Genomic DNA, 26,662 nt, shown 5'->3' with positions numbered 1-26,662 from the left:
ATAGTTCCAACTTCTCTTAGAGATACTTTATCATTTTCACACCAAGTTTCCCACTGTTGCCATGCGCTAGGCCGGGATGATAATCCGGAAGACAGTTCCCTTGCCCTTCTCGCTGGTGACCTCAATACGGCCCTTGAGCTTGTTAATCGTGTTATACGCCATGACCATTCCGAGCCCCGTCCCATCCGCCTTGGTGGAGTAATACGGCTTGCCCAGGCGCGAGATCTCATCCTTTGTCATTCCGACACCGGTGTCGCTGATGGCAATAATAATACTCTGCCCGCTCGCGAAGACACTAATGGACAGGACGGCATCCTCCACCCCCTCCATCGCTTCAATCGCATTCTTATACAAATTAATCAGACATTGCTGCATCTCATTACTGTCATAATGGGTGCTGAGCGGGTTGTTGAAGCTGAACTCAACCGCAACCTTGTGGATCGTGGCATACGGCAGGATCACATTCTTGGTGTATTCACATTCTGCCATCAGGTTGGAGTAGACCCGGCTCGCCGACTGCGGCTTGGCAAAAGACAGATAATCGCTGATAATCTTCTCCGCCCGGTTCAGCTCCAGCAGTGACAGCTCAACATACCCCTTCTCTTGCTGGGTGAGGTTCTTGGAGAGATTAAGCAGCTGCAGGAAGCCGCTGGTCACGGTTAACGGATTGCGCATCTCATGGGAGACACTGGCCGCCAGCTCACTGACCACATTCAGCCGCTCCGACTGCATAATCCGCTCTCGGTTCCTGAGATTCGCCAGGATCTGCTCCAGCAGGATCATTAGGATCGCCATAACCACCGCATGCGTAGTTAAGGCATAGAAGGCAAGCGTCCAGAACTGGGTATCCAGCTTATCCATGATCCGGCTCAGGATGATCAGATAACAGCCCATCGTCAGGACCACGATGGAGGTAGCCCGCAAGATCCGTCCCTTAGGCTTAGAACGGATAAATCTGGCGCTTATGGAAGGAACCAGAATGAAGACTGCTGTCGAAAAAAGTAAGGATTGGACGGTTCCCTCACCGCCTATGTAGAAACGGTATACATTCAGAATCACATATAAGGGCAGCGTATGTTTGTACCCTCCATACAAGGCCGCAATCACAAACGGAACATACCGCAAGTCAAAGATGAACCCGGTCTCCAGCCGGATCGGCTTGGCGATGCACAGAATCATGGTGGCGGCGATGAGCAGTACAAGAATCTTATGATTGTAGGCGTGGGGCCTGTTCTCGAAGAAAATCAGAAATATCAGCACCGGAAACAGCATAAACAAAAAATTGAGCAGCAGCGTCTCAAACAAGGCTAACTTCCTTTCGGTTCTAATGCTGGTGTCAGGAGATACGTTTGTATTCTGAGCACTATACTTAGAACATTACGCTAACCTGATATTAGAAGTAAAGGAATTATTGTATGCGTTTTTTTCTGCCGGAATTCAAGGATACCCGCGAGAAGTGTCGAATACGTATGCTTTGAAGGCATGATGCACAGCATTGCATAACTATAGCTACCGAAGGAGCGGGTATCCATGGCTTTTACCATTAATAACCTAAAGGACAATTCCAACGTTATCATCAAAGAACAGCTTGGCGGCTTCAGCATCATCGAATACAAAGAGGATCTCAGCACCACTACCCGGTATGAAGCAGAGACCAACTTCTTCATGAGCAAGAGTAATATGCGCAACAAACAGCTGATGATTGAGCTGAATAACAATGAGGTGATGCTGAGTGCCGGGGCCATGCAATATATGATCGGCAATATCGAGATGACCTCCGGCATCAAAGGCGTAGGCGGACTGATGCGCAATATGCTGTCCGGGGCGGCCACCGGAACCAGTGCAGTCAAGCCGCTCTACAAGGGAACCGGAACGATTCTGCTGGAGACCACCTACAAATACCTCTGGCTGATCGATGTGGACAACGACCATATCGTGATCGATGACGGCATGTTCCTGGCTTGTGAGACTACGCTCGACATCTCCGTTGCGGCACGCAAGAACATCTCCTCTGCCGTCCTCGGCGGTGAAGGACTGTTCAACCTGAGCGCACGCGGCAAAGGGATTCTTGCCCTCGAAGCTCCCATTCCTTCTGAGGAAGCTGTCGTGGTTGAGCTGCAGAATGATGTATTGAAGGTGGACGGTAACTTCGCTCTCATGTGGTCCAACTCTCTGGACTTCACGGTTGAGAAGTCAGGCAAGACCCGTCTGGGCTCCGCCGCCTCCGGCGAAGGCCTGGTCAACGTGTACCGGGGAACCGGCATGGTCTGGCTCGCCCCGCTCATGAATTACAGAAACAGCCTGCTACAGGGCGGGTCTACTGCTTAATTCCGAAGCGTGGCTCCCGGGTGCTTGATTTCATACCCTATGACATTGAACGAAATGTCTTAGGGTATTTTTCTGCTCTTACGTCTAAGTGCAGAACTTTTCGTGAATAACTAGAGGAAAACAGCAACTATTCTCGAATATCTATCTTAAGCAATTGTGAATGGTGGTGAGTTCATGGACGAGCAGATTTTGATGGAGGCGATGCGAGTTCTAGAGAAACATAATGGTTTTGCCCGAACGAGAGATTTCTTAGAAGCAGGGATATCCCCTTATTACGTAAAAAAACTGGAATCCATCGGTGAAATTGAACGGGTAAAGCAAGGAGTTTATCGGCTTGCGAGCGCGGGAAACGAACCATTAAATGAAATGCTTGAAGTGTCACGACTGGTTCCCAAAGGAGTCATTTGCCTCCTCTCCGCCCTATCCTATTATGAACTGACCACATATCATCCTTGGGAATATCAAATTGCTATTCATCGTGGCGAAAAAAAACCGCGGCTTCCAGACTATCCGCCCATTAAAGTTATGTTCTTTGCGGAAGCTCAGTTTAAAGTAGGAATAGACGATGTTTGTATAGAGGGGGCCACCGTTAAAATCTACAACCGGGAGAAAACAATTTGTGATATTGTACGATACCGTGAAAAGATGGGGATAGATTTGATGAAAGAGGGTTTAAGAAACTATCTTAAATCTCCTTATAAAAATATAACGAAATTAGTTTCCTATGCTGACCAGTTGCGGATAAGGACCGTTTTGCAAAAATATCTCGAGGTGTTGATCTGATGAGTGATATTAAAAATATCCCTGCCTCTGTTGCCGAACGTTTAAAAAATATTGCTAAGACCTCTGGAAAAGCATTCGATACCTTGCTGCTCCTGTACCTTCAAGAGCGCTTCTTATACCGCTTGTCTATATCGGATTATCGGGATAAATTCATCTTAAAGGGCGGGCTGTTTCTATTCTCGCAGACTCAGCTCAAAGCGCGTCCAACAAAAGACGTTGATTTTCTGGCCAGACAGATTGCAAATGAGCTTGAAATTTTAAGAGAGTCGTTTGTGATAATTTGTTCGATTGATGTTCCTGCAGATGGAGTTGAGTTTCAGCTGGACAACATGACAACGGAGAGAATTAAAGAGGATGCCGATTATGAGGGGGTAAGAATCAAGATAACGGCACTTCTGGGGAGAATGAGAAAGAGCCTGCAATTTGATATCGGATTTGGCAATATTGTAGTTCCTAAGCCGCAACTTATTGATTACCCGGTTCTGCTTAATATGGAAGCCCCGCAGGTACAAGCCTACTCGAAGGAATCCGTCATATCTGAAAAGTTTGAAGCCATGATTACATTATCCGTCATGAACAGCCGAATGAAGGATTTTTATGATATTTATACGCTTCTGAGCACCAATAATTTTGATGGGCGTGTACTGTATGAGGCCGTGTATGAAACCTTTCAGCGCCGGAAGACAATATTGGAAAAGGATCATCCTTTGTTTCAGACTACATTTGCTGATGATGACATCCGTTTAAGACAATGGTTGGCATTTATGAATCGCCTTGGTATAGAGGGACCGCTCACATTTCAAGATTTGATGAAATGTCTTGTTGATTTTCTGGAGCCAATATATCAATCATTGATTCATGGCGATGAGTTTTTTGGACAATGGAATTATAACCAAAGGGTTTGGCTTAACCGGCACTAAAATAAATTAGATCCCTTCAGCAATTGAAAGGGATCTTTTGGCAAGGATATAGATGTGAATCCAATCGATTCTAAGACTTCTGCTTACCCGCAAGCTGCTCCTGGGCCAGGCGCACCATCTCACGGACCATGGAGCCTCCGATGCGGCCGCCAATTTGTCCCGCCGATTCGGTGGTCAGCTTGCCGTTATTTCCGGCTTGCAGCGGCATACCCAGCTCCTTCGCCACCTCGTATTTCACATCGTCCGGGTGATTCGGATCTACGTGATATCCTTCCTGCCGCATAACCTCCGCTTTGAACGTCTGCATTCCCTGGGCGGACCCTGGTACCGCATATTTTCTGCTTCTTCTTGCCATTTACGGACACGCTCCCTTGCTGTCTTTCCTATAAGTTGCCCAGGAGCGCGGGTCTTCATTCCCTGCCGCCCTCTAAGACTGCATCCCATCCTCAATCCGCTGCATGAATTCTTCCACCGCACTGTATCCGAGCTGCTTGAGATACCAGTTGTTCGCAGCCGCTTCAATCAGACCGGCTACATCACGGCCCGGCTGAAGCTGGACCTCGATATGCGGGATCTGCACCCCGAGATATTCGGTGAACTGGGGCACCAGCTCCAGCTCGTTGTTGAGCGAATTCTCCTGCCAGGGGGCAAGCTCAATATCGAGTACGATCCGCGTCTCATCCTGGAACGCCCGCCGCCCGTACTGCCGCACGACGTTGATCAGGCCGATGCTGCGCAGCGCCAGGAATTCACGCGTGGTCTCATTATGGGTCCCGAGGAGAGTCGCCGGACCCAGCTTCTTCAGCACCACAATATCATCCGCCACGAAGCGGTGGCCCCTGCGGATCAGCGTATGCGCCGTCTCGCTTTTACCAATCCCTGACTTGCCGCGCAGCAGAATGCCGATCCCCGACACGTTGACGCATACCCCATGAATCGACAGCTCCGGCGCCAGCGTCTTCACCAGGAAGCTGTCCAGCTTGGCGATGAACTCGGTGGTCACCTCCGGCGTCCGCAGCAGCGGAATGCCCTCCTGATCGCAGAACAGCGTCAGATAAGGAATCTCCTGCTGGCCGCTGGTCACGATGAAGCACGGCGGATGATATTTGACGATATTGCCGATATGCAGCATCCGCTCCTCTACACTCAGCGTTAACAGGTAGTTAATCTCTTTACGTCCAAGGACCTGCACCCGCTCCATCGGAAAAAAATCAAAATAACCGACAAACTCCAGACCCGGTCTGTGCGTCCTTGGACGGGTGATATTCCGGTCCATCCAGCCCGCTCCGGCGAGCACCTCCAGATGGAATTTCTCTACAAGACTCTGCACGCTAATAGACTTCATTTGGTCCCCTCCCAATCCAATATTTTCCGATAGATTTATCTAAAAATCTTGTAATCTGCACACGCTAATTATATATTAAAAACAATATATAAGACCTAAGACCCACAAAAATCAATAAATACTATTAAAATCAAGAAGGTGTAACATATTGGCTTTAGCCTCTTGGATTGACCTGATTATGTGCTTCCTTCTGTTCCTGCTGCTCATCTATATTGTGGCTACGGTCACGATTACCAAGCTGCACAAGGTCTATTTAGGGTTCCATTTCGCCATGCTGATCTGGCCCTACTGCCAGTTTGCCATCAGGACCGTCGATGATCCTCTCTATCAGCTCTTTTATGTGAAGCTTGCCTTCGTGGATGCTTCCCTGCTGGGCCTGGGCTGGATCTTCTTCACGATTCTGCTCGCCGGACAATCCCAATTCCTTACTAAAAGAATGGTGTCCGTGCTGGTAATCCCTGCAGTACTGACATCCCTTGGAGTGGTGCTCAATCCTTATGGATGGTTCGTCCGTCCGGTGAACGGCGGATATGTAGAGCGGACCTACGGACCTATTTTCTGGATCAGCATGACCTTTCTTGTCCTTGATGCGCTCATATCCATGTATGTCATATACGTGGCTCTGACCTCTAACCAAGCCGCGCGGATCAAGAATCAGGTTATGTACATGCTCAAAGGCATTACGGCGCTATGCGTCTTCCTTATGATCGACGTGCTTCTCAATGTCCTTCTGGATGACTATCTGCCGGTAATTCCGGGCTTCACTTCGCTGGGTATAGTGGTGTCGGCTACGTTCTTTGTGATTACGATCCACCAGGACAAAGTATTCGATATCGTAACTATCGCCCATCAGGATATTATCAATACCATGGAATACGGGATTCTCGTGCTGGATGACCAGGAGCAGGTGGTAGAGATTAATCATGCCCTGCATCCCTATATCCCGCTTGTGACGGGTGCGGCGTTCAACATGAGCAGCTATCTGCCGGATGGTCCTGCCGAGAAGATTGAACACTTCCTGCAGAAATACCATGAGTACCCGCTGGAGACGGCCGAGCTGGAAATACTGCATCCCGTTATCCAAATGGTTGTCAGTATTCATGCAGCACCGATCATAGTAAGCGGCAGCCGGGTCGGGCGGATTGTCACCTTCCAGAATGTTACCGAGATCCGGCGGCTCATCGATGAGACGAACCAGCAGAACGCCATCCTGAAGGAACGCAACGACTCACTGGTGAAGGTACAGGAGGAGCTGTTCCAGACGAACGGCAAGCTGAGGAAGCTGGCGATCACGGACAGCCTGACCGGCTGCTACAACCGGCATTATCTGATGCAGCAATTGGAGCAGGAGGCGCTTCGGGTCAGCGGTACCCGGACACCTTCGACTATTATACTGATCGACATCGATTTTTTCAAAAAAATCAACGATCAGCACGGCCATCTCGCCGGAGATGTGGTCCTGTGCAGCACGGTGGAGCTGCTGCAGCGCAGCCTGCGGCCCTCCGATATCCTGGCCCGCTACGGCGGAGAGAAATTCATCATCTATTTGCCGGATTCGGATGGAGCCGAGGCCCGGCGTCTGGCCGAGCAGCTCAAATCCGAGGTTGAACATAACACGATCTATATCGATTATATCGATGAGCCCGTGTCGATCACCATCAGCATGGGGCTGCTCAGCATCGCCGAATTCAAGATCCCGCCTGCCATGGATGCGACCACCTACTTGAACGACCTATTCAAGTCTGCTGATAAAGCCCTCTACGCCGCCAAGCATCAGGGCCGGAATCAGATTGTCGCGGCGGAGGTTTAATTATAATCAATCTTTCTCTATACATCTGTGTTTCTCCCCTAGGATAATGAATAGCAGTTGGAGCCATTCATAAAGGGGACGCTGCCAGATGAACCATGATCATCTTATCCGTGAGATTAACCAATCCTACCCGTTACGTATTGAGCAGATCAAGCTTCACCGCGATATGATTGGCTCGGTTTATTTGGCAGAAGGCGGGAATAAGCGTTATGTGCTCAAAATATACCGCAGCTTCAAAACGGCCGATGCCATGCAGTCTCTTCGAATTCTTGACTACTTGCACGCTCATTCCTTTCCGGCTGTAACGGTCCTCCGGACTTCTAGACACAAGAACCACATTCTTCTTGAAGCTCAGGAGGGCTGGCTTACCGCTGTGCTCTACGACTATGCAGAAGGTGACAATCCTGATGGAATTGCCGAAGCGAAGCTTATCGGTTACCAGACAGCCGAGCTTCATAAGCTAATGCAGAATTACCCTGAAGAACAACTGATTAAGCGTACAAAAAATGAATATATTGATGATTATCTCTCTATTATGAGCGAACTGGACTGTGATTCAAACTCCGTGGCTGCTCTTGAACAATATGGAAATCAATTGTGGGGCCGTATGTCCAAGCTTCCACATGGCTTTTGTCACGGCGACCTTCATACAGGCAACATGATTAAGAACCGCCATGGGCAGTATATCTTTATGGATTTTGATGATGCCTCCGGCGACTATCCCGGCATGGACGTGGCCTACATGTCTGACGCTACTCATTTCAATCGATATCACGACTCCATGTATGATGCTACCCAGCGTTTATTTGAACGCTTCTATACCGGGTATTGTAAGGTGCGCACCCTGAGTGACAATGAGATCCGCGCGATTGTCGACTTCATTGCGGTAAGGCATTATCAGATTATCTCCCGCATTGTCCGCTGCCAGGGGCTACAGTCTGTAACGAAAGAATTCTGCGATGAGCAGTATGGATGGCTTATGAGATGGCAGGAGATTTGTATGAGAAAACGGCACTAGCCCTAAGCGGCCAGTGCTTTTTTTATAATTTATTTTTTTATTTTTACTGGAACCTTTTTGACTACGCCGCCGTCTATGATCACAAATAAACTACAAACTACTCACGAGGTGACTGGACATGAAGAAGACATTCAAGATGATCACCCTATCCGCAGCAGCCGCTCTGGCGCTCAGCTTCACAGGGCAACAATTCGCCTCGGCCGCAGGCTTCAAGGATATCCATAACGTGCAGGATAAAGACAAGATTATCGCGCTTCAGAACAGCGGCCTGATTAAAGGCATCAGCGCAGATCTGTTCGGCCCGAACCTCAGCATCACAGCAGCCCAGGGGGTGCAGATGATCGTCAGTGCCCTTGATCTGAATCTGGATACGATTCGGTTCGTGAAGGAGCCGCATGCCACAGACTATTTCAAGAATGCCAATGACTCTGCCTGGTATGCGCAGGCGCTGATTATTGCCGGTGTGCACGGCTTGGACCTGCCTGCCGATCTGAAGCCTGGTGAGAAGCTGACCCGCGAAGCTTTCACCTACCAGCTCATTCATGCGATGGAGAACACGAACCGCCTGCCGATGATTAAGCCAGTGGTGGTAGAGTACGCCGATCAGGATCAGGTGAAGGTAGAATACTCCGGTGCCCTGCAGCGTGCGCTGAATTACGGTGTCCTGAAGCTGGATAACAGCGGCAAGCTTAACCCGAAACAGGAGATCACCCGTGCGGAAGCGGCAGTAGCCATCAGCAATGCACTCGCTTATCTGAAAGCCCATCCGGCGCCGGTGGTGACGGACGAGGTGCTTACAGCAGCACAAGCTGTACAGGTGATAAAAGAGGTTGTCGGACCTGAGGCCAACCTGCAGATCAAGATTGATCCGGCGGCCAGCATGTCCCGTGAAGAATTCACTTATCTGCTGATCCATACTCTGCAGACCAGCGGGCAACTGCCGATGATTAACGTCATTCCGGTAGAGGTGAAGGACGGCGATCAGATCAATATCCTGAACTCGGGTGCCATCCAGGCCGCCATTGCCTTCGGCTTCGTGGAGCTGGATGCTGCAGGTAACTTCAATCCCAAAGTAGGGATTACCCGCCCTGAAGCTGCTTCTATTGCCGGGAATGCGGCGAACTATCTCAAGGCACATCCCGCGCCCGCTGCTATAGGTAAGACAATCACTGCCACCGAGGCCGTACAGTTCATCAAGGATGCTGCCGGACCTGAGGCGAATCTTCAGATCAAAATTGATCCGAACATGAGCGTAACCCGTGAATCGTTCACCTATCTGCTAATTAACACGCTCCAGACCAGCGGCCAACTGCCGATGATCAAGCTGATCCCGGTGGAGATCAAGGATAATGACAAGATCAATATCCTGAACTCGGGAGCCATTCAGACCGCGCTTGCCCTCAAGATCGTGAAGCTGGATCAAGATGGAAGCTTCCGTCCGCAGGACGGTGTCACCAGCGCTGACGCAGCGGCAATGGTCAGCCAGGTGAAGGCGATCCTGAGCGGAAAATCTGCGAAGTAAGCAACCTTCCCTTCATACTTGCCCCTTCTGCCGAAAAGGCGGGAGGGGCTTTGCTGTATTTTACAGCATCAGCACCATCAGATCCTCATCCAGGTACTCGCTGCCAAGCTTCATCGCCTTCGGCTCTGTGCCGTAGCGCACGAATCCCAGAGATTCGTAGAGTCTTTTGGCCGGAACGTTATGGGAGGTTACCGTCAGCATCAGCAGCTCCAGTCCCGGCGCGGCCTTCGCCCGTGCTATCAGCTCAAGCATCAGCGCACGGCCCGTGCCATGTTTACGGGCTCCTGGATCTACATATACTGCATAGACATGAGCTTTGTGCTGAATCTTGGGCCTGCTCTCCCGGAACAAGGTAGCCATTCCCGCCAGCCTTTGCTCCCCATCCAAGAAGGCACCCAGGGTGAAATGCTCATCCGAGGAGTCCAGCTTAATCCGGGTAGTCTCGATAGACAACTTCGCTTCCGCTTTATAGGAGCTTAGAAAAGCTTCCGGGTGCTGCTGCAGCGACTGCAAACGAAGCGCCCGGTATACTTCGGCATCAGACGGGGTTAACGTTCTTATATATATCACTCTTCTTGCCCCCTTACATTCCAATTTTACGATTTGTAGTAAATTGACAAATATCAAAAAGTCCGGTATATTTAAGTTCGTAAAATTATATTTTGCACAATTTAAATGATAGGCTTAATTCGACTCACATCACTTGAAAAGAGGGACTCTTTATGATGACTGTAAGTTCAATTCTTGTTGCCTTAGTAGCACTAGAGCATGTCTACATACTAGTACTGGAGATGTTTCTATGGACCACCCCGAGAGCACAGAAGGCGTTCGGATTGACCCCTGCGTTCTCCCGGGAGACGAAGTCGCTTGCTGCCAACCAGGGCTTGTATAACGGCTTCCTGGCAGCCGGTCTAATCTGGGGCCTGCTGCATCCGAGCGCAGACTTCGGTTACCAGTTGCAGCTGTTCTTCCTGATCTGCGTGGCGGTTGCGGCCATCTACGGCGGACTCACCTCCAAGAGATCCATCCTGCTGATGCAGGGCCTACCAGCCTTCCTGGCGCTGGCGGCTACAATTATCGCACATCTGTAAGATTTGCGGGCTTATCCAGGCAGCTTCCACACTTACCCTCACAGCTTCTGCGCGAACTGATTCAACTGCTCAGACATCGCCCGAATCTCCTCAATGAAGCTGGACATCTCTTGCGTTGAAGCTGCCTGCTCTTGTCCCACTGAGGCAATCTGACCGATGGATTGGCCGATTCCCTTCATCGCTGTCTGGATCTCCCGCAGGGTGTCCCGTATCCGCTGCGCGGATTGCTCGGTCTCCTGTGAGAACTTGCGGATTTCTCTGGCGACAATATCGAAGCCCCGGCCCTTCTCTCCGGCATGGGCAGCCTCAATGGCCGCATTAATTCCAAGCAGATGCGTCTGGTCGGCAACCTTCCTCAGAACAGCCAGCACTTCATCGCTTTTTTGGACACTTGCAGCAGTGGTCTCAGACTGGACCAGCAGCTTCTGAGAGAAGCCGGCCAGCTGGTTAGACCCGCCCGCTACCTGCATGATCCGCGCATTAGCCTGATTCAGGGACAGTGCCATCCGGTCGGCAATTTCCCGCAGCTCGGTCTGTCTGCGCACCTGAATACAGACCGCCCCGCAGACACGTTCATCCTCTCCATGTACCGGAAGGACCGTACCCACAAATTCGTATCCATAATACTCTTTGGGAACGTTGGCCCTTGAGTATTCATCATTTGCCAGTGCGTGATACAGAGGTTCGTCCGCGTGAATAATCTGCCCGGCGCGAATCCCCAGATCAATGGAATCCCCAGGGTAATAGGCGAGAAACTTCTCGGTATCACAGACGGCAATCGAGATATCGTATGGAAAAGCAGCTTTCAGAACGGGCGCGAGATTTATTATATCTTCAAGGGAGCGTACGATGTTTTTCATAGGTGAGGGTCTCCTTTTATTCAGTTAGCTTCAGGGTACAGCGAAATTAAGAGTTAAGTTCGACATGTTGCGACAAACCTCCTTTATTCAAAAATGAATAATTAAAATTTGATCATTGTGATCGCTTTTTCGATTACATTTTGCCCGTGAGCCCTCGACGTGATCAATGTAGCAAAATAGCCGGAGCCCTCAGTTACTACTGACAGGCTTCGGCTTATTGGCGTTCTTCTATTACGCTACACTTGATCCTATGAAATCCTTCAACCGGTTCAGCTGCAGCAAGTGATGGCGGTAGTGCATTTCAATCAGCAGATACCATTCTGCCGCAGACAAGGGGCCGAACCGGGGATGGGGGGCGGTGCTGTGCTCAGGTGCCTGCGCAAGCTTCGGCAGGGTCTCGCGCATACGCTCCATCACTGTGTTCAGGCCTTGGATCAGCTGCTCCTTGCTCTCCGGCTGCACCGGCGTATACTGCGGGGACGGCGGAACATGAACGCGTACAGGCGGGAAGCTGCCCCCGGCAAAAACCGCTTTACCATCCGGAGTCATCTCTGCTTCCTTCCCCGCTGCTTCCCCGTTCCCGGCCAGACAGAGATCGATATTACGGAGCTGCATGTACAGCGCCGATTGTATCAAGTGCTGGACCATCTGCCCAAGGGACCACTCTCCCTCAGCCGGCTGCCGCAGCAGCTCTTCCATACTGAAGGTATCTAATTCCATAAGATAGTGATTCGCAGTCTTTTCAAATTGCTGCAAGGCTTCTGTAGGGTTCATATTCATAATATTCAGGCAACTCCTTTATTCTTAAGGTCTGACCTGAATATACACAAACGCTACTGACAACGTTATGTCAGTAGCGTTCCAGCATTCCCGCCGCTTCCTCCCGCACAAGCTTACGCAAGGCTTCCGGCTCCAGGACAACCGCCCCCGCTCCCCAGCCAAGCACCCATTGCAGCAGGTCCCCGGGCTGGCGCACACGGAAGGTCATAAGCCTGCCGTCTTCCTGGTCCTCCACTGCCTCCAGATAAAAGTTATTCGATTCAGCAGCCTTGTCAGCGATCTCGGGATGCACCAAAATGCACACGCGCACATGGCGGTCATCCTCCGGCTGGTACTCGTGCAGATCGAAACCCACAGGCACTTCGAACCGGTCATCCAGAAGGGTAAGTCCGCTCATTCTGGATAACCGGAAATGACGGATCTCCTCCCGCAGCCAACACCAGGCGACCAGGGTCCAGGCGCCTCTGTTCAGAACAAGTCCATATGGCGAGGCGATTCGGACACTCCGGTGACTTCCGTCAGCTTCCTGTCTGCCCTTCGTATACCCGAAGCTGATCTTTCGCTGCTCCAGAATCGCACGGCGGATCTGCCCGATATAATCCTTCTCCTGTCCTTGCAGTCTGTCTTTAGAGGTATTCAGCAGCAGGACGCTCTGACGGATGCGGGAGGCATTCTCCCGGACATCGACCGGCAGAACCGCTTCAATCTTCCTGCCGGCTGCGGAGGCCCGGTCCCCGTATTCCGTATCGAACCGCTGCTCCACGAAATCCGTTCCGATCAGCAGAGTCACAGCCTCCTCCGCGGTGAAGCTGACCGGGGGCAGGAAATACCCCTTTACCAGCGAATATCCCTGACCTGTAGCTCCTACCACCGGCACTCCGGCTTCACTAAGCGCCTGTATATCGCGGTAGATGGTTCTTACGCTAGTCTCGAAGACAGACGCCAGATCCTCTGCCCGTACGACCCCTTTGCGCTGCAGCTCCAGTACGATGGCTAACATGCGGTCTGTCTTGTTCATACGGCGGCTGCACCCTCTTCATCCTGAAATCAGTTTATGTATTGATTATACTGATTTCCTGTTCACTTTTCTCCTTACGGCTTCTGATGGAGTACAGAACGAACAGCAGGATGAACCAGAGCGGAGTGAACAGCAGCGCCGGACGGGTCTCATCGGCAAAGAGCATGATCACAAGAATGGCGGCGAACAGCGTCAGGACAGCATAGTTAATCACCGGGGTGAATGGCGCTTTGAATTTGGAAGCGGCATGTAAGTCCGGGCGGTTCCTTTTATACTTGATATGGCAGACCAGCACAACGCCCCAGACCCAGATGAAGCAAATGGCACTGATCGTAGTCACGATGCCGAAGGCCTGGCCCGGAATGAGCTTGCTGAGCAGTGCTCCGGCAGAGATCACCAGGGTGGAGAGGAATAAGGAATTCGCGGGCACATGATTCCGGTTCAGCTTGCCCAGCTGCGGGGAAGCCTGATTCCGTCTGCTCAGATTGTAGAGAATCCGGCTGGTCGAGAACATCCCGCTGTTGCAGGCGGAGGCCGCCGAGGTTAAGACTACGAAATTGATAATCCCCGCAGCAATCGGAATCCCGACTAGACTGAAGGTGCGCACGAACGGACTTTCAGACGCGCTAAGCTGGGTCCAGGGATTAATGCACAGCAGCACGAAGAGCGCGCCTACATAGAAGAACAGAATCCGCAGCGGAATTTTGTTGATCGCGGACGGGATGTTTTTCTCCGGATTCGCCGTCTCTGCTGCCGATACCCCCACCAGCTCCACGCCAACATAAGCGAACACTACCATCTGGAAGGAGAACAGAAAGCCCTTCACCCCGTTCGGGAACACGCCCCCGTGCTCCCAGAGATTGCGGACCGACACGGAGCCTGCATCCGTCTTGAACTGGGTCACCAGCAGGACAATGCCCAGGCCGATCAGAGCCAGTATCGTAACTACCTTGATCAGGGCAAACCAGAATTCCAGCTCCCCGAAGCTCTTGACCGTCAGCAGATTCAGCCCGAGCAGAATGATCAGGCAGATGACGGCCGGTACCCACTGCGGAATATCGAACCAGTACTGCACATAGACGCCCACCGCAATCACATCGGCCATCGCCGTCATAATCCAGCAGAACCAGTAGGTCCAGCCTGTAATGAACGCCGCGCGCGGCCCCAGGTAATCCTCAGCAATATCCGTAAAAGATTGATACCCCGCCTTCGAGAGCAGCAGTTCCCCGAGCGCCCGCATCACAAAAAACACGGCAATCCCCACGATCAGATACGTGAGCATGATGGAGGGCCCGGCCTGCTGAATGGCTTTGCCCGATCCCAGGAATAACCCTGTGCCAATCGTTCCCCCGATAGCGATAAGCTGGACGTGACGGTTTGCAAGCTCTCTTTTTAATTCTGTCTGTGCCATTCCTGTTTCCCCCTTAATGTATACAACATTGTACGTAACGCAAAAAAGGAGACTGGATATCATCCAATCTCCCGGTGCATAAAAAGTTCCAAATAAGCTTCTGCAGCAGCGGCTGATCCGCATAGCAAAAACAAATCCGGTACTCTTCTGTCCTTCTGCCTGAGATTGTGAACCCTTCGGCGCTGCGGAACTCCGCAGTCTCTCCAGAAGCTGCTCCAGCTATAGTGTGATCCATAGCCTTCATAGCTCTTGTACTGTATTAAATTGGTGCTGCGTTAATGCATTCCGATATTCTAACATATTACTTGCAATGTGAGCAATCCTCTGTGAAAAAAGTCTCAATGCTTAGCAGGAGTTTTGCACAATGAGGTCATTTTTGAATAAACAGAGTCATTTGCAAGAAAGAATTCCGTTCATCTGCTCTACTATAATAAATTCATCCAGAACAAGTAGAGTGAGGTTAGAACTTATGGCAAATCCCGCACCACAAGCTATGAACACCAAGTCAGCGACACCGCCCCAGGGCCGTTTCGGCCGTCTGCTGCACAATATCGTGCGATACCGGGTGCTGCTGCTGATGCTGCTGCCCACGTCGATTATCTTTTTCATCAACTGCTATATTCCGATGTTCGGATTATTCATTGCCTTCAAGAATATCAACTACATTGACGGCATTATGGGCAGTCCTTGGGCCGGGCTTGACAACTTCCGGTTCCTCTTCGCCACCTCTGACGCCCTGCGGGTGACCATCAACACCGTGGGTTACAATGTAGTCTTCATTATCTCAGGCCTTATTCTCTCCGTCTCGCTGGCGATTGCAATCAATGAGGTGCGTAACAAGCTGGCTTCGAAGTTCTTCCAGACGGTGATGATTATGCCGAACTTTCTGTCCATGGTTGTAGTCAGCTTCATCGTATACGCCTTCCTGCACCCGGAGTATGGCTTCCTGGTCAAGCATATTCTGCCGATGTTCGGCTACTCCTCGGTGAATGCTTATATGCATCCTGAAGCTTGGCCTTACATCCTGTGGATCACCAAGATGTGGCATTCGATCGGTATCGGCAGTGTCATCTATCTGGCGGCCATCACCGGCATCAGCGAAGAGCTGTACGAAGCTGCGGTGATGGACGGGGCCAGCAAATGGCAGCAGATCACCAAGATCACCCTGCCGCTGCTTACGCCGATCATGGTCATTCTCACCATTCTTAACATGGGCGGCATCTTCCGCTCTGACTTCGGGCTGTTCTACCATGTGACTCTGGACTCCGGTGCGCTGCGCTCAACTACGGACGTCATCGACACCTATGTCTACCGGGGCCTGATCCAGCTCAATGACCTGGGGATGTCCTCTGCGGCGAACTTCTATCAATCGGTCGTCGGATTCTTCCTGGTCATCGGCGCGAACGCTCTGGCCCGTAAGCTGAACCGCGATACGGCTCTTTTCTAGAAACGGAGGATTCTAATGACTACTGCATCCCGAAGCAACCCTTATACCAAAGGCTCCACCACCGCCCAGATTATTCTGAATGTGTTCTTCATCGCCTTCAGCCTGGCGTGTATCCTGCCGATTGTGCTCATTGTCGCTATCTCCTTAACGAACGAGAAGGCCTTGACGCTGCAGGGATACAAGTTCTGGCCCGATCATATCGATGCTTCCGCGTACCAATATTTGTTCAAGCATTCGGAGACACTGGTTAAGGCGTATGGCGTCAGCCTGACCGTTACCCTTATCGGAACTGTTCTGGCCGTGCTGCTGATTGCGCTGTATGCGTATCCGCTCTACCGGAAGGATTTTCCTTTTAAAAAGACATTCAACTTCTACCTGCTGATCACCATGCTGTTCTCGGGAGGGCTTGTCCCCTTCTATCTGCTATACGTGAACTATCTCGATCTGAAGGACTCGCTGGTTGCGCTGATTCTGCCCGGCTTGTCCAATGCCTTCTATATCTTCATCACCCGTACCTTCTTCCAGCAGACCATCCCGGAGGAGATGATTGAATCCGGTAAGCTCGACGGAGCTTCGGAATGGCGGATCTTCTTCCAGTTGGTGCTGCCGATCTCCCTGCCTGTGCTGGCGACCATCGGACTGTTCACTACGCTGATGTACTGGAATGACTGGTTCAACTCCATGCTGTTCATTAATGACACCAATAAGTTCTCCCTGCAGTACGTTATGATTCAGATGATCCGCCAGGCCGAGTTCTTCAAAACCCAGCTTGCCGGCACCGGTGTCGCCCTGATGGTACAGGAATCCGTTCCAACCGAAAGTCTGCGGATGGCCATGGTCGTGCTGTCGATTGGTCCGATTCTGTTCATCTATCCGTTCTTCCAGAAGTACTTCACCAAGGGCCTCACGATTGGGGCTATCAAAGGTTAATGGGTCTAGCTCTGGCATAAATGCCGGTTAGAATATATGATCTAATTATCATTGAGGAGGTTCATACAAATGAGAACAACCAGAAGCTCGGGCGCGGTGCTTGCTGCCCTAACCGCCGTGATACTGGGCATTACCGGATGCGGCGGGGGCAATTCAGGTGCATCCGCACCCTCCAAGGCAGAATCGACAGCAGCAGCTACAACAGCAGGCACGGAAGGCAGCACGAATCCTGACACCTCAACGTTCCGCAAGCTGAAAGTGTACACGGTCGGAAATTTCCCGCAAAATGATACCAAGGCGGTTGTAGACGAGATCAACAAGTATCTCAAAGAAAAAATCAACGCCGAGATTGACTTCCAGGGACTCCCTTGGTCCTCCTGGGCCGAGAAGATGGCACTGGCCTATCAATCCGGTGAACAGGTCGATTTGACCTTTGCCCCGAACTGGGCGGATTTCGCCAATAACGTAGCCAAAGGCGCATTCCTGCCGCTGGATGATCTGTTAGCCAAATATGGACAAGGCATCAAGGACACCCTGGACCCCCGCTTCTTTGACGGCGGCAAGGTGGACGGCAAAATCTACGCCATTCCGACCAATAAGGAAATCGGCGAGAGCCATACCATTATGTTCCGCAAGGATCTGGTGGATAAATACGGATTCGATGTGAACTCGATTGAGACGCTGGAGGATCTGGAGCCATGGCTGCAGACGATCAAGGAGAAGGAACCGGCCATCGCGCCAATCTGGCTCTCCGGCAGCGGCTCGGACACCCTGGGCTACTTCGACAAGACCAGAGAGAGCATGAAGGAGAACTTCCGCTATGAGCTGGTGGCAGGCGCTCCTGCCGGAATCGTCCTGGATACCAAGACCGATAAGATGGTGATCAGCTCGATGGAATCTGACACGGCGATCTACCGTATGAAGCTCTACGGCGACTGGTTCGCCAAAGGCTACATCAATAAAGATGCGGCAACGACCAAAACCAGTACTGAAGACGCTTTCAAGGCCGGCAAGACCTGGATGAAATTCGGTTCAGACAAACCGGACTCCGACAAGGAAGATTCCATTGCCACCGGCATTGAACTGGTGAAGCTGAAGGGGAATGAACCCGAGATCAGCACCGCCAGCGTCAGCAACTCCATGATGGCCATCGGACGCACCTCAATTGATCCAGAGCGGACAATGATGCTGCTGAACCTGCTGCATACCGACCCGGTTCTGGTCAATCTGATTGACTTCGGCGTAGAGGGACGGCAGTATGTCAAGGTAGAAGGCAAGGACAACTTCATCAAGCTGCCTGACGGCATTGCTACCCGTGCCGATACCGGCTGGGCACCGGGAATTGAATGGATGTTCGGCAACCAGACCATAACCTATCTGTGGGAAGGTGAAAGTGCCGATAAATGGGAGAAGTTCAAGGCTTATAACGAGAGTGCCCATAAGGTGAAGTCCTTCGGCTTCAACTTCAATACCGACGCTGTCAAAACACAGGTCTCTGTGGTCAGCAATATTATCAAGGAATTCCGTCCGCTGCTGGAAACGGGCAGCCTGGGAGTAGACAAGGTGCTGACGGAATACAATAATAAGCTAAAGGCTAACGGCATTGAAGAGATCCGCGCCGAGGTTCAGAAGCAATACGATGCGTGGAAGGCTAAACAACCAAAATAAACAAGTGGAAACGACTATGCCGTCCTTATTTAAGGACGGCACCCGTTTTAGCGAAAAATATAAGGATATGTTGTCGTGTGGAACATACAAATTCTTATATTTTAAGCAAAGGGGAAGGACGGCAGCCGTCCTTCCCCTTTCCTGCCGCTCAGCGTGTAAATGTACCTAAGGATAAGGGGGATGACTGTGAAACTATCATTGCGATTCAAAGTGAGTGCCCTTGTCCTGCTGCTGGTCACGCCGCTGTTCCTTTTCCTCTCCTACACCAATCTCTATTCCACCAACATTGTCCGGGAGAAGGTTGCGAAGTCTGCTTCAGACACGTTGACCCTGCACTTAGGTACACTCGATGAGCTGCTGGAGCAGACCAGCCATTATCTGCTGCGTACCGCCAATGAAAATATGCTGCTGGAGCTCTATTCGGACAGCGGTCCCGACAGCGTCAATTATTACCTGTCCATCCGTAAGCTGATGGACCAGTGGTACAGCGATGTCAGCTACTACACCATTATCCGCAGTGTCTTCGTCTACCATCAGGACCGGGACGAGTTATTCCTCAGCAGCCAGAGAGAATATTACCAGGAGAAGGAGGTCATTGCCTCCGGGCTGTCCTCGCGCCTGAAGTCGCCTAATCTCCAGGGCTCCCTGAAGTGGGAGACTGTGACCCTCGGCGACGAGCCGGTGTTATTCAAGGTGCTGCCGGACAAGAGCGGACGGCTTCTCATGGGGGTACTGGTCAGTATCGATTCTCTGGCCCAGCCGCTGACCCAGCTGGAGTCTACCGGAGGCAGCGGGCAGGTGGGCATGATCGACAATGACGGTAAATTGCTCTGGGGCCAGTTCGCCAGTGAAGATCTTGCGCTCATTCGCACCCAGCTCGGCCGCCCTGACCGTCCGGTGGATGCAGCGATCCGGCTGAGCAACGGCAATTCTTATCTGCTGATTGACAAGCCTTCGCAGTATTCCAATCTGAATGTCTTCTTCCTGCTTGACGAGAAATCGATTCTGGACGAGCTGCCGATCTTCCAGCGGATCATCAAGGTTATTCCCTTCGCCATTATCCTCGTGATGGTTATCCTGCTGGCTCTGCTCAGCAGGCTGGTGTTCAAGCCTATCCAGCAATTGACCAGCGGGATGCGTATCCTTGGTAAGGGACAGCTGGAATACCGGCTGAAGGATGGCAACAGCAGGGAGTTCCAGATCATTACCATGCAATTCAACCAGATGGCCGAGCAGATCGGCAATCTCAAGATTGATGTGTATGAGGAGCAGATGAAGGTGCAGCAGGCCGAGCTGAAGCATCTTCAGGCGCAGATCAATCCCCATTTTTTCATGAATTCCCTGAATATCGTCTTTCATCTGGTAGAGCTGAAGCAATATGCGCTGATCAAAAAGATGATCGGACATCTGGTCTCCCACTTCCGCTTCATTATGAATACCAATGACGCCTGGATTCCGCTGCGCGGCGAGCTGGGTCATATTCAGAATTATATCGAGATTCAGATGGTTATGTATCCGAACAAGCTGTCTTATGAGGTGCAGCTTCCGCAAGAGCTTGAGTCTACACTGATTCCGCCGCTGCTGATCCAGCCCTTCGTTGAGAATGCCATCAAGCATGGCTTCGTCAACAATTCGAAGCCCTTCAACGTTGGCATAACTGTCCGTGAAGAAGCCGGGGAGAGCGGCAACTCCTGCATTGCCATTCAGATCCGCGATTCCGGGCCGGGCTTCTCCGCGGCTCAGCTCGACATGCTCAATCAAGGCGTGTATGAGCGCAAGCCGACAGACCGCCATCTGGGAATATGGAACGTATACAGACGCATGCTGATGTTCTATAACAACCGGGCACGGCTTACCTTCCATAACGCTCCAGACGGAGGCGCGGTTGTGGAGATCAGACTACCCGTTCAAAAGGAGCTGTGACGTTCAATGTACAGAGTACTAATCGTTGACGACCAATACTTCGCCTTGCTGGGCCTCCAGCAGGGGGTGGATTGGAGCGCGCTTAGCGTGTCGGATGTCTGTCTGGCGGAGAACGTGGATCAGGCGATTGCTATTCTTGAGCAGCTACCCGTAGATCTGCTGATCTGCGATATCGAAATGCCCGGCAGAAGCGGCCTGGAGCTGCTGGCCTGGGTGAAGCAATCTGCTCCCGGCACGCTGACGATTATGCTGACCTGCCATGCCGATTTCGAGTATGCCCAGCGCGCGATTTATCACGGAGCCTTCCATTATCTGCTCAAGCCGGTAGACTATGAGGAATTGATGAAGATCTCCCGTGAGGCGCTATTCGAGATCAGCAGGCAGAAGGAGCAGCAGCAGTTCGAGACCCTGATCCAGGAGTACCGGAGACAATGGGAGCATCAGCTTCCCCTGCTGGTAGAACGGTTCTGGCAGGATATTCTCAGCCAGCGGGCGGCGCCCGTGCTGGAATCGCTCACCCTTCCGGCGAACACCTACAATCTGGATCTGCAGCCCGGGGACCGCTACTTCCTCGCTCTGCTGGGACTGGAGCAGTGGAAGGAGAACCTTAGCGCACGGGATGAGACGATTATGGAATATGCACTGCGCAACATGGCCGATGAGCTGCTGCTAAGCGGGCTGGAAGGCACTGTGCTGCAGGATCAGGTCGGCCATAATCTGGCGGTCATCTACGTGCGGGGCGATATGAACGCCGCCCGGCATACGCTGGAGCAGAATGGCCGCACCTTCCTGGATACCTGCGGGCGGCTGCTGCATTGCTCCCTGTCAATCTACATCAGCGCAGGTGTCCCTCTGTCCGGTATCATGAGCGCATACACGGATGTCACGGAGCGGGAACAACGCAACCTGAACCGCTCGCGTCAGGTGTTCGGACCGGAGGATCAGATGTATGGCCGGGATCAGCCGCTTGCGCCCGTGCCTCAGGCAGCACCCATGCATATCTTCGGAGAATGGGCGACCCTTCTGGAGCTTGGCGAGCTGGAGGAGCTGGAGCGCCGAGTGACCCTGTGGTTCTCGAGCATTGAGGCCGGCCGCTGGACAAGTGAGCTGCACCGTCAGCTTATCCACGGCATCCTGTTCATTGTACACACCGTTCTCGCCAAAAAAGGCTTATCCGCACACGCCTCAGCCGAGCTGAAGCCCTTGATGGATAAGGAGAATTATCCGAAGCAGTCCGCTTCGCTCCAGCATTGGGCGGTGGAATGCCTGCGAGCCGTAATGCGCTTATTGCAGACCAGCAATAACGTATCCTCGGCCACGGTCACCAAGATCCGGCAGTATATCCGCTCCCGCCTGAGCGAAGAGATCACCCGGGACGAACTTGCGGCCTATGTCTACCTGAACCCGGCCTACTTGTCAAGGCTGTTCAAGAAGGAGACCGGACTATCAATCTCGGATGTGATCATACAGGAGCGGCTGCAGCAGGCCAAGCAACTGCTGGAGGAGACCGAGCTGAAGATCACCGACATCGCAGAGCAGGTCGGATACACCAGCCTCGGCAGCTTCTCCAACCTGTTCAAGCGGATCGTCGGCACCACGCCGCAGCAATACCGTGCGCGGAATAGGAAGTGAGCGGGGCGGGCGGGACGTTAGGGGCACCAGGAGCACCAGCCATACCAGAAGCACCAGCCATATGAACCGCTGCGCTAGCGCATTCGGCAGACTGAACGCTGCGGCTGCGCATTGTGATCGGTTTTTCGATTACATTGGAGCCGATTGCCCAGCAGCGGCGCATTGTGATCGGTTTTTCGATTACATTCGAGCCAATTGCCCAGCAGCGGCGCATTGTGATCGGTTTTCCGCATACATCTTTCACACGCTTCCCGGCAGGATTGGCAGATATCTTTTGCATACTGCCGCCGCGCCACCATACCTGCCAAACAAAAAGAGCGAGAGGGCTATACGCCCCTTCGCTCTTCTTAACATGCTTTACTCTAACAAGTAACTCTTATTACTTAATAATCACGTATTCCAGTCCTACCAGCTTGGCGTAGGTAACGATCTGATCAGTAGTGAGGTTCAGCGATACAACGGTATGGTGGCCGCCGCCGTTCTCGATCCAGGCTCTAACGCCGTCCTGGAAGTTAGGCTTTACCTGCCACAGTACGCGAGCTACCGGCAGCTTCGGAGCCGGAACGGTTGGCTCGAAGGCGGTAACTTCGTTAATCAGCAGCTTGTAGTGGGTGCCGAAGTCGGCCATCGATACCACGACGCCCTCGCCTGCCTTACCGTCGAAGACGAGACGGGCCGGGTCTTCGCGGTCGCCGATGCCCAGCGGGGAGACGATGATCTTCGGCTGGTTTGCGGCCAGGCTCGGATCAACCTCCAGCATGTGGGACTGAAGAATCGCTTCCTGTCCGGCAGCCATTTCATAAGTGTAATCTTCCATGAACCCGGTGTTCAGGTTGTGGCTCATCACCTTCATCAGACGGTCCAGGGCAGCGGTCTTCCAGTCCCCTTCACCGGCGAAGCCGTAGCCTTGGGCCATCAGGCGCTGAACAGCCAGACCCGGAAGCTGCTTCATGCCGTGCAGATCCTCGAAGTTGGAGGTGAAGGCATTGTAGCCGCCTGCATCCAAGAAGCGCTTAAGGGCAATTTCATAGCTCGCCTGCACCTTCACGCTGGCTTCCCAATCTTCCTTGCTGTACGTGCCGTAATCAACGGCATACAGCTTGGTATATTCTGCGAACAGGGCATCGATCTCTTCCTGCTTCACTTCATTCACATAAGCCACCAGATCGCCGATGCCGAAGTAGTCTACGGTCCAGCCGAACTGGATCTGGGCTTCTACCTTGTCGCCTTCGGTCACGCCAACGTTACGCATGTTGTCGCCGAAGCGGGCAACCTTGATGTTGAAGCCTTCGTTATAAGCTACGGCAACGTCCATCCATTCTGCAATCTGCTTCTGGACTTCCGGGCGTTCCCAGTATCCTACAACGACCTTATTCTGCTTCTTCAGACGGGCATTAATGAAGCCATACTCACGGTCGCCATGGGCAGCCTGGTTCAGGTTCATGAAGTCCATGTCAATGGTCGCCCAAGGAATGCTCTCATTGTACTGGGTAGCCAGGTGCAGCAGCGGCTTCTGCAGCAGCTTCGTGCCGCGAATCCACATTTTGGCCGGGGAGAAGGTGTGCATCCAGGTGATTACACCGGCAACCTCGTCACGGTAGTTCACTTCTTTCATGATGGAAGTGATTTTGTCTGCGCTAACGGCCAGATCCTGCAATACCAGCGGATAAGGAAGCACTCCGCTATTGTTGAGCGCATCGGTCATTTCCTGGGCATGAGCCTTCACTTCACCCAGCGCTTCATCTCCGTACAGGTGCTGCGATCCTACGACGAACCAGAATTGCTTGTCACTTACTGTCGACATATCATTCATCCTCTTCTCTATTAGTTTGGTGAAAATTAGTTTGGTAAAAGTCAGTTACTTCTGCCCGTAATACGCGTCCTTGCCGTGCTTGCGCAGATAATGCTTGTCCAGAATCCGTTGCGGCAGCTCCTCGGCGAAGGTGTTCAGCTGGCGGGCGAAGTGGTTCATCTTGGACACTTCCTCCAGCACCACACTGTTCATCACAGCGGCGTGGGCATCCTTGCCCCACGTGAACGGCGCATGGCCCTTCAGCAGAACGCCGGGAATCGCCATGACATCCAGCCCCCGCTGTTCAAAAGTCTCAATGATCACATGCCCGGTCTCTGCTTCATACCCGCGGTCAATCTCTTCCTGGGTCAGGAACCGTGTACACGGTACAGAACCGTAGAAGGTGTCTGCATGTGTCGTCCCCATAACCGGAACATCCAGTCCGGCCTGAGCCCAGATGGTTGCCCACGTAGAATGGGTATGCACGATACCGCCGATCTCGGCATAATGCTTGTAGAGTACAGCATGAGTAGCTGTATCTGAAGAAGGCCGCATCTCTCCTTCCACCACATTGCCGTCAAAGTCCACAACGACCATATCACTCGGCTTCATTTTGTCATAGCTGACACCGCTCGGCTTGATGACGAACAGGCCGCTCGCCCGGTCCACCGCGCTCACATTGCCCCAGGTGTATTTGACCAGCCCGTGCTTAGGCAGCTCCAGATTCGCCTCGCATACCTCTTCCTTCAGTTGCTCCAGCATGTGTTAATTCCCCCCATTCTCTACAAGATGATCTACAGCGGCCTGCTCAATCGCCAGACCCGCCGTGTAGCGTTCCATGAACAATTCAAAGCCCTTCACATCCGCCGTAACCGGATGAATGGTCTCGCCTTCGATATCCTTGAAGACCTTCTGGTCGAGGAAATCATCCAGACGCTCCTGCTGCGCTCTGTTCTTCATATAAGAAGCCAGAATCGCCATCCCCCACGCGCCGCCTTCTCCGGCTGTTGACATCACAGAGACCGGAACATTCATCGCAGCAGCTACGATTCTCTGTCCGACAACAGGCGTCTTGAACAAGCCGCCATGCGCCAGAATGCTGTCGATGGACACCTGCTCCTTCAAGGTCAGAATATCCATACCGATCTTAAGCGCGCCAAAAGCAGAGAATAAATGCGTCCGCATAAAGTTGCCCAGCGTGAACCGGCTCTCCGGCGAACGGACGAACAGCGGCCGTCCCTTCTCCAGCCCGGTGATGTTCTCACCCGAGAAATATCCGTAGCTGAGCAAGCCGCCGCCATCGGCGTCTGCCTCCAGCGCTTTATTGAACAGAACACTGAACAGCTGCGCCGGATCAACCTTGACGCCCATCGCCTCCGAGAATTCCCGGAACAAGCCGACCCAGGCGTTAATATCGCTGGAGCAGTTGTTGGCATGTACCATGCCCACAGGACTGCCGTCCGGGGTAGTCACCATGTCAATCTCAGGGTATACCGCCGTAAGGTCCTTCTCCAGTACGATCATGGCGAATACGGAGGTGCCTACAGAGATGTTACCAGTCCGTTTGCGGACACTATTCGTAGCGACCATTCCTGTTCCGGCATCGCCTTCCGGCGGACAGAGCGGAATGCCTGCCAGCAAGTCCCCGGACTCATCCAGCAGTCTAGCACCGGCTTCTGTTAACACACCTGCCTGCTCGCCTGCAGCGTAGACCTTGGGCAGAAGATCACTCAGCTTCCAAGGGTAATTCTTGGCGGCAATCAGCTCATCGAACTGGCTGACCATGGCCGGATGGTAATTCTGCGAAGCTTCATCTATAGGGAAGACCCCGGAGGCATCGCCAATCCCGATCGCCTTGCTGCCGGTCAGCAGCCAATGGATGTATCCGCCCAGCGTCGTTACGAACGTTGCCTGCGGAACATGCTCTTCCCCGTTCAGAATAGCCTGATACAGGTGGGCAATGGTCCAGCGCTCCGGAATATTGAACTGGAACAGCTCTGTTAATTCCTTGGCCGCCGCACCGGTTGTAGCATTACGCCAGGTCCGGAACGGAACCAGCAGCTCGCCCGCGCTGTCAAAGGCCATATATCCATGCATCATTGCTGAGAATCCGATCGAACCGACAGTAGTAACCGTAACCCCGTATTTCTGTGCAACCTCCTGCTTCATCTCGCGGTAAGCCGCTTGCAGGCCCTTCATAATATCCGTCAAAGGATACGTCCAATATCCGCCTTCCAGCAGGTTCTCCCACTCGTAGCTTCCGGATGCAACCGTCTCGAATCCATCATTAATCAGGACGGCCTTGATACGTGTGGACCCAAATTCGATACCCAGTGATGTCTCTCCCTTAAGTATCGCTTGCTTGATGTTCTGATCCATGCCCA

Annotated in this window: 23 protein-coding genes and 1 riboswitch; of the genes, 12 read left to right on the top strand and 11 right to left on the bottom strand. The window is 52.4% G+C overall.

Annotation, left to right across the window (positions count from 1 at the left end):
- Positions 1-66: 66 nt before the first annotated feature.
- The gene (locus MKX63_RS05635; RefSeq protein ID WP_341015833.1) at positions 67-1,260 is read right to left on the bottom strand and encodes an ATP-binding protein; all 1,194 of its coding nucleotides are present in this window, start codon (positions 1,258-1,260) and stop codon (positions 67-69) included.
- Positions 1,261-1,530: 270 nt separating this feature from the next.
- On the opposite strand from MKX63_RS05635, the gene MKX63_RS05630 reads away from it, so the two are divergent.
- The 3 genes from MKX63_RS05630 to MKX63_RS05620 all read left to right on the top strand — a co-directional run bounded on the left by MKX63_RS05630 (position 1,531) and on the right by MKX63_RS05620 (position 4,031).
- On the top strand, positions 1,531-2,328 hold the full coding sequence (locus MKX63_RS05630) for an AIM24 family protein (protein WP_341015832.1): 798 nt from the start codon (positions 1,531-1,533) through the stop codon (positions 2,326-2,328).
- A 174-nt stretch (positions 2,329-2,502) separates the two neighbouring features.
- Entirely contained in the window at positions 2,503-3,111 is a 609-nt protein-coding gene (locus tag MKX63_RS05625) for a type IV toxin-antitoxin system AbiEi family antitoxin domain-containing protein (RefSeq protein ID WP_341015831.1), read from the top strand.
- Positions 3,111-4,031, top strand: a complete 921-nt coding sequence (locus MKX63_RS05620; protein WP_341015830.1) for a nucleotidyl transferase AbiEii/AbiGii toxin family protein — start codon at positions 3,111-3,113, stop codon at positions 4,029-4,031. Before MKX63_RS05625 ends, MKX63_RS05620 begins: the two co-directional genes overlap by 1 nt.
- Before the next feature lie 70 nt (positions 4,032-4,101).
- On the opposite strand, the gene MKX63_RS05615 is transcribed toward MKX63_RS05620, so the two are convergent.
- Together MKX63_RS05615 and hprK are read right to left on the bottom strand one after the other, a co-directional pair.
- A complete protein-coding gene (locus tag MKX63_RS05615; RefSeq protein ID WP_341015828.1) occupies positions 4,102-4,386 on the bottom strand; it encodes an alpha/beta-type small acid-soluble spore protein in 285 nt (94 codons plus the stop codon).
- Positions 4,387-4,458: 72 nt separating this feature from the next.
- Positions 4,459-5,376, bottom strand: a complete 918-nt coding sequence (gene hprK, locus MKX63_RS05610; RefSeq protein ID WP_341015827.1) for an HPr(Ser) kinase/phosphatase — start codon at positions 5,374-5,376, stop codon at positions 4,459-4,461.
- Positions 5,377-5,524: 148 nt separating this feature from the next.
- On the opposite strand from hprK, the gene MKX63_RS05605 reads away from it, so the two are divergent.
- From MKX63_RS05605 to MKX63_RS05595, 3 genes are all read left to right on the top strand, one after another.
- The gene (locus tag MKX63_RS05605) at positions 5,525-7,186 is read left to right on the top strand and encodes a histidine kinase N-terminal 7TM domain-containing diguanylate cyclase (protein ID WP_341015824.1); all 1,662 of its coding nucleotides are present in this window, start codon (positions 5,525-5,527) and stop codon (positions 7,184-7,186) included.
- Positions 7,187-7,274: 88 nt separating this feature from the next.
- A complete protein-coding gene (locus MKX63_RS05600) occupies positions 7,275-8,204 on the top strand; it encodes a phosphotransferase enzyme family protein (protein WP_341015823.1) in 930 nt (309 codons plus the stop codon).
- A gap of 118 nt (positions 8,205-8,322) precedes the next feature.
- Positions 8,323-9,726, top strand: a complete 1,404-nt coding sequence (locus MKX63_RS05595; RefSeq protein ID WP_341015821.1) for an S-layer homology domain-containing protein — start codon at positions 8,323-8,325, stop codon at positions 9,724-9,726.
- Between the two features lie 60 nt (positions 9,727-9,786).
- Here MKX63_RS05595 and MKX63_RS05590 read toward each other — a convergent pair whose 3' ends face one another.
- Positions 9,787-10,296 carry a GNAT family N-acetyltransferase gene (locus tag MKX63_RS05590; protein ID WP_341015820.1) on the bottom strand — a complete coding sequence of 170 codons (510 nt, stop codon included), beginning with the start codon at positions 10,294-10,296 and terminating at the stop codon, positions 9,787-9,789.
- A gap of 152 nt (positions 10,297-10,448) precedes the next feature.
- Between MKX63_RS05590 and MKX63_RS05585 the strand changes: the two genes are divergently transcribed.
- Positions 10,449-10,817, top strand: a complete 369-nt coding sequence (locus MKX63_RS05585) for a DUF1304 domain-containing protein (RefSeq protein WP_341015819.1) — start codon at positions 10,449-10,451, stop codon at positions 10,815-10,817.
- A gap of 38 nt (positions 10,818-10,855) precedes the next feature.
- Here MKX63_RS05585 and MKX63_RS05580 read toward each other — a convergent pair whose 3' ends face one another.
- The 4 genes from MKX63_RS05580 to MKX63_RS05565 form a co-directional block, all read right to left on the bottom strand.
- Positions 10,856-11,677 carry a methyl-accepting chemotaxis protein gene (locus MKX63_RS05580; RefSeq protein ID WP_341015818.1) on the bottom strand — a complete coding sequence of 274 codons (822 nt, stop codon included), beginning with the start codon at positions 11,675-11,677 and terminating at the stop codon, positions 10,856-10,858.
- Positions 11,678-11,908: 231 nt separating this feature from the next.
- On the bottom strand, positions 11,909-12,451 hold the full coding sequence (locus MKX63_RS05575; protein WP_341018530.1) for a DinB family protein: 543 nt from the start codon (positions 12,449-12,451) through the stop codon (positions 11,909-11,911).
- Positions 12,452-12,527: 76 nt separating this feature from the next.
- Positions 12,528-13,475: a helix-turn-helix transcriptional regulator gene (locus tag MKX63_RS05570; RefSeq protein ID WP_341015816.1), complete on the bottom strand. Its 948-nt coding sequence runs from the start codon at positions 13,473-13,475 to the stop codon at positions 12,528-12,530.
- A 34-nt stretch (positions 13,476-13,509) separates the two neighbouring features.
- On the bottom strand, positions 13,510-14,886 hold the full coding sequence (locus MKX63_RS05565) for an amino acid permease (protein WP_341015815.1): 1,377 nt from the start codon (positions 14,884-14,886) through the stop codon (positions 13,510-13,512).
- A 137-nt stretch (positions 14,887-15,023) separates the two neighbouring features.
- Positions 15,024-15,103: riboswitch (glycine riboswitch) on the bottom strand.
- A gap of 276 nt (positions 15,104-15,379) precedes the next feature.
- Between MKX63_RS05565 and MKX63_RS05560 the strand changes: the two genes are divergently transcribed.
- From MKX63_RS05560 to MKX63_RS05540, 5 genes are all read left to right on the top strand, one after another.
- On the top strand, positions 15,380-16,333 hold the full coding sequence (locus MKX63_RS05560) for an ABC transporter permease (protein WP_341015814.1): 954 nt from the start codon (positions 15,380-15,382) through the stop codon (positions 16,331-16,333).
- A 15-nt stretch (positions 16,334-16,348) separates the two neighbouring features.
- Positions 16,349-17,263 carry a carbohydrate ABC transporter permease gene (locus MKX63_RS05555; RefSeq protein WP_341015813.1) on the top strand — a complete coding sequence of 305 codons (915 nt, stop codon included), beginning with the start codon at positions 16,349-16,351 and terminating at the stop codon, positions 17,261-17,263.
- 69 nt (positions 17,264-17,332) lie between these two features.
- Positions 17,333-18,931 carry an ABC transporter substrate-binding protein gene (locus tag MKX63_RS05550; protein WP_341015812.1) on the top strand — a complete coding sequence of 533 codons (1,599 nt, stop codon included), beginning with the start codon at positions 17,333-17,335 and terminating at the stop codon, positions 18,929-18,931.
- 186 nt (positions 18,932-19,117) lie between these two features.
- Complete coding sequence (locus MKX63_RS05545) at positions 19,118-20,854, top strand: sensor histidine kinase (RefSeq protein WP_341015811.1); 1,737 nt, start codon at positions 19,118-19,120, stop codon at positions 20,852-20,854.
- Between the two features lie 6 nt (positions 20,855-20,860).
- The gene (locus tag MKX63_RS05540; protein WP_341015810.1) at positions 20,861-22,486 is read left to right on the top strand and encodes a helix-turn-helix domain-containing protein; all 1,626 of its coding nucleotides are present in this window, start codon (positions 20,861-20,863) and stop codon (positions 22,484-22,486) included.
- Positions 22,487-22,865: 379 nt separating this feature from the next.
- Here the strand turns inward: MKX63_RS05540 and araA are convergent, their stop codons facing one another.
- The 3 genes from araA to MKX63_RS05525 are packed head-to-tail and all read right to left on the bottom strand — an operon-like array spanning position 22,866 to position 26,657.
- Positions 22,866-24,290 (bottom strand): L-arabinose isomerase, encoded by a 1,425-nt coding sequence (gene araA / locus MKX63_RS05535; protein ID WP_341015809.1) that lies wholly within the window; start codon positions 24,288-24,290, stop codon positions 22,866-22,868.
- A gap of 54 nt (positions 24,291-24,344) precedes the next feature.
- Entirely contained in the window at positions 24,345-25,040 is a 696-nt protein-coding gene (locus MKX63_RS05530) for an L-ribulose-5-phosphate 4-epimerase (RefSeq protein WP_341015808.1), read from the bottom strand.
- A 3-nt stretch (positions 25,041-25,043) separates the two neighbouring features.
- Positions 25,044-26,657 carry a xylulokinase gene (locus MKX63_RS05525; protein ID WP_341015807.1) on the bottom strand — a complete coding sequence of 538 codons (1,614 nt, stop codon included), beginning with the start codon at positions 26,655-26,657 and terminating at the stop codon, positions 25,044-25,046.
- Between the last annotated feature and the right edge of the window lie 5 nt (positions 26,658-26,662).

It is taken from the genome of Paenibacillus sp. FSL R7-0179 (genome assembly GCF_038002265.1).
Taxonomy (GTDB): domain Bacteria; phylum Bacillota; class Bacilli; order Paenibacillales; family Paenibacillaceae; genus Paenibacillus_AQ.
This window is presented reverse-complemented; position numbering and strand designations above follow the sequence as displayed.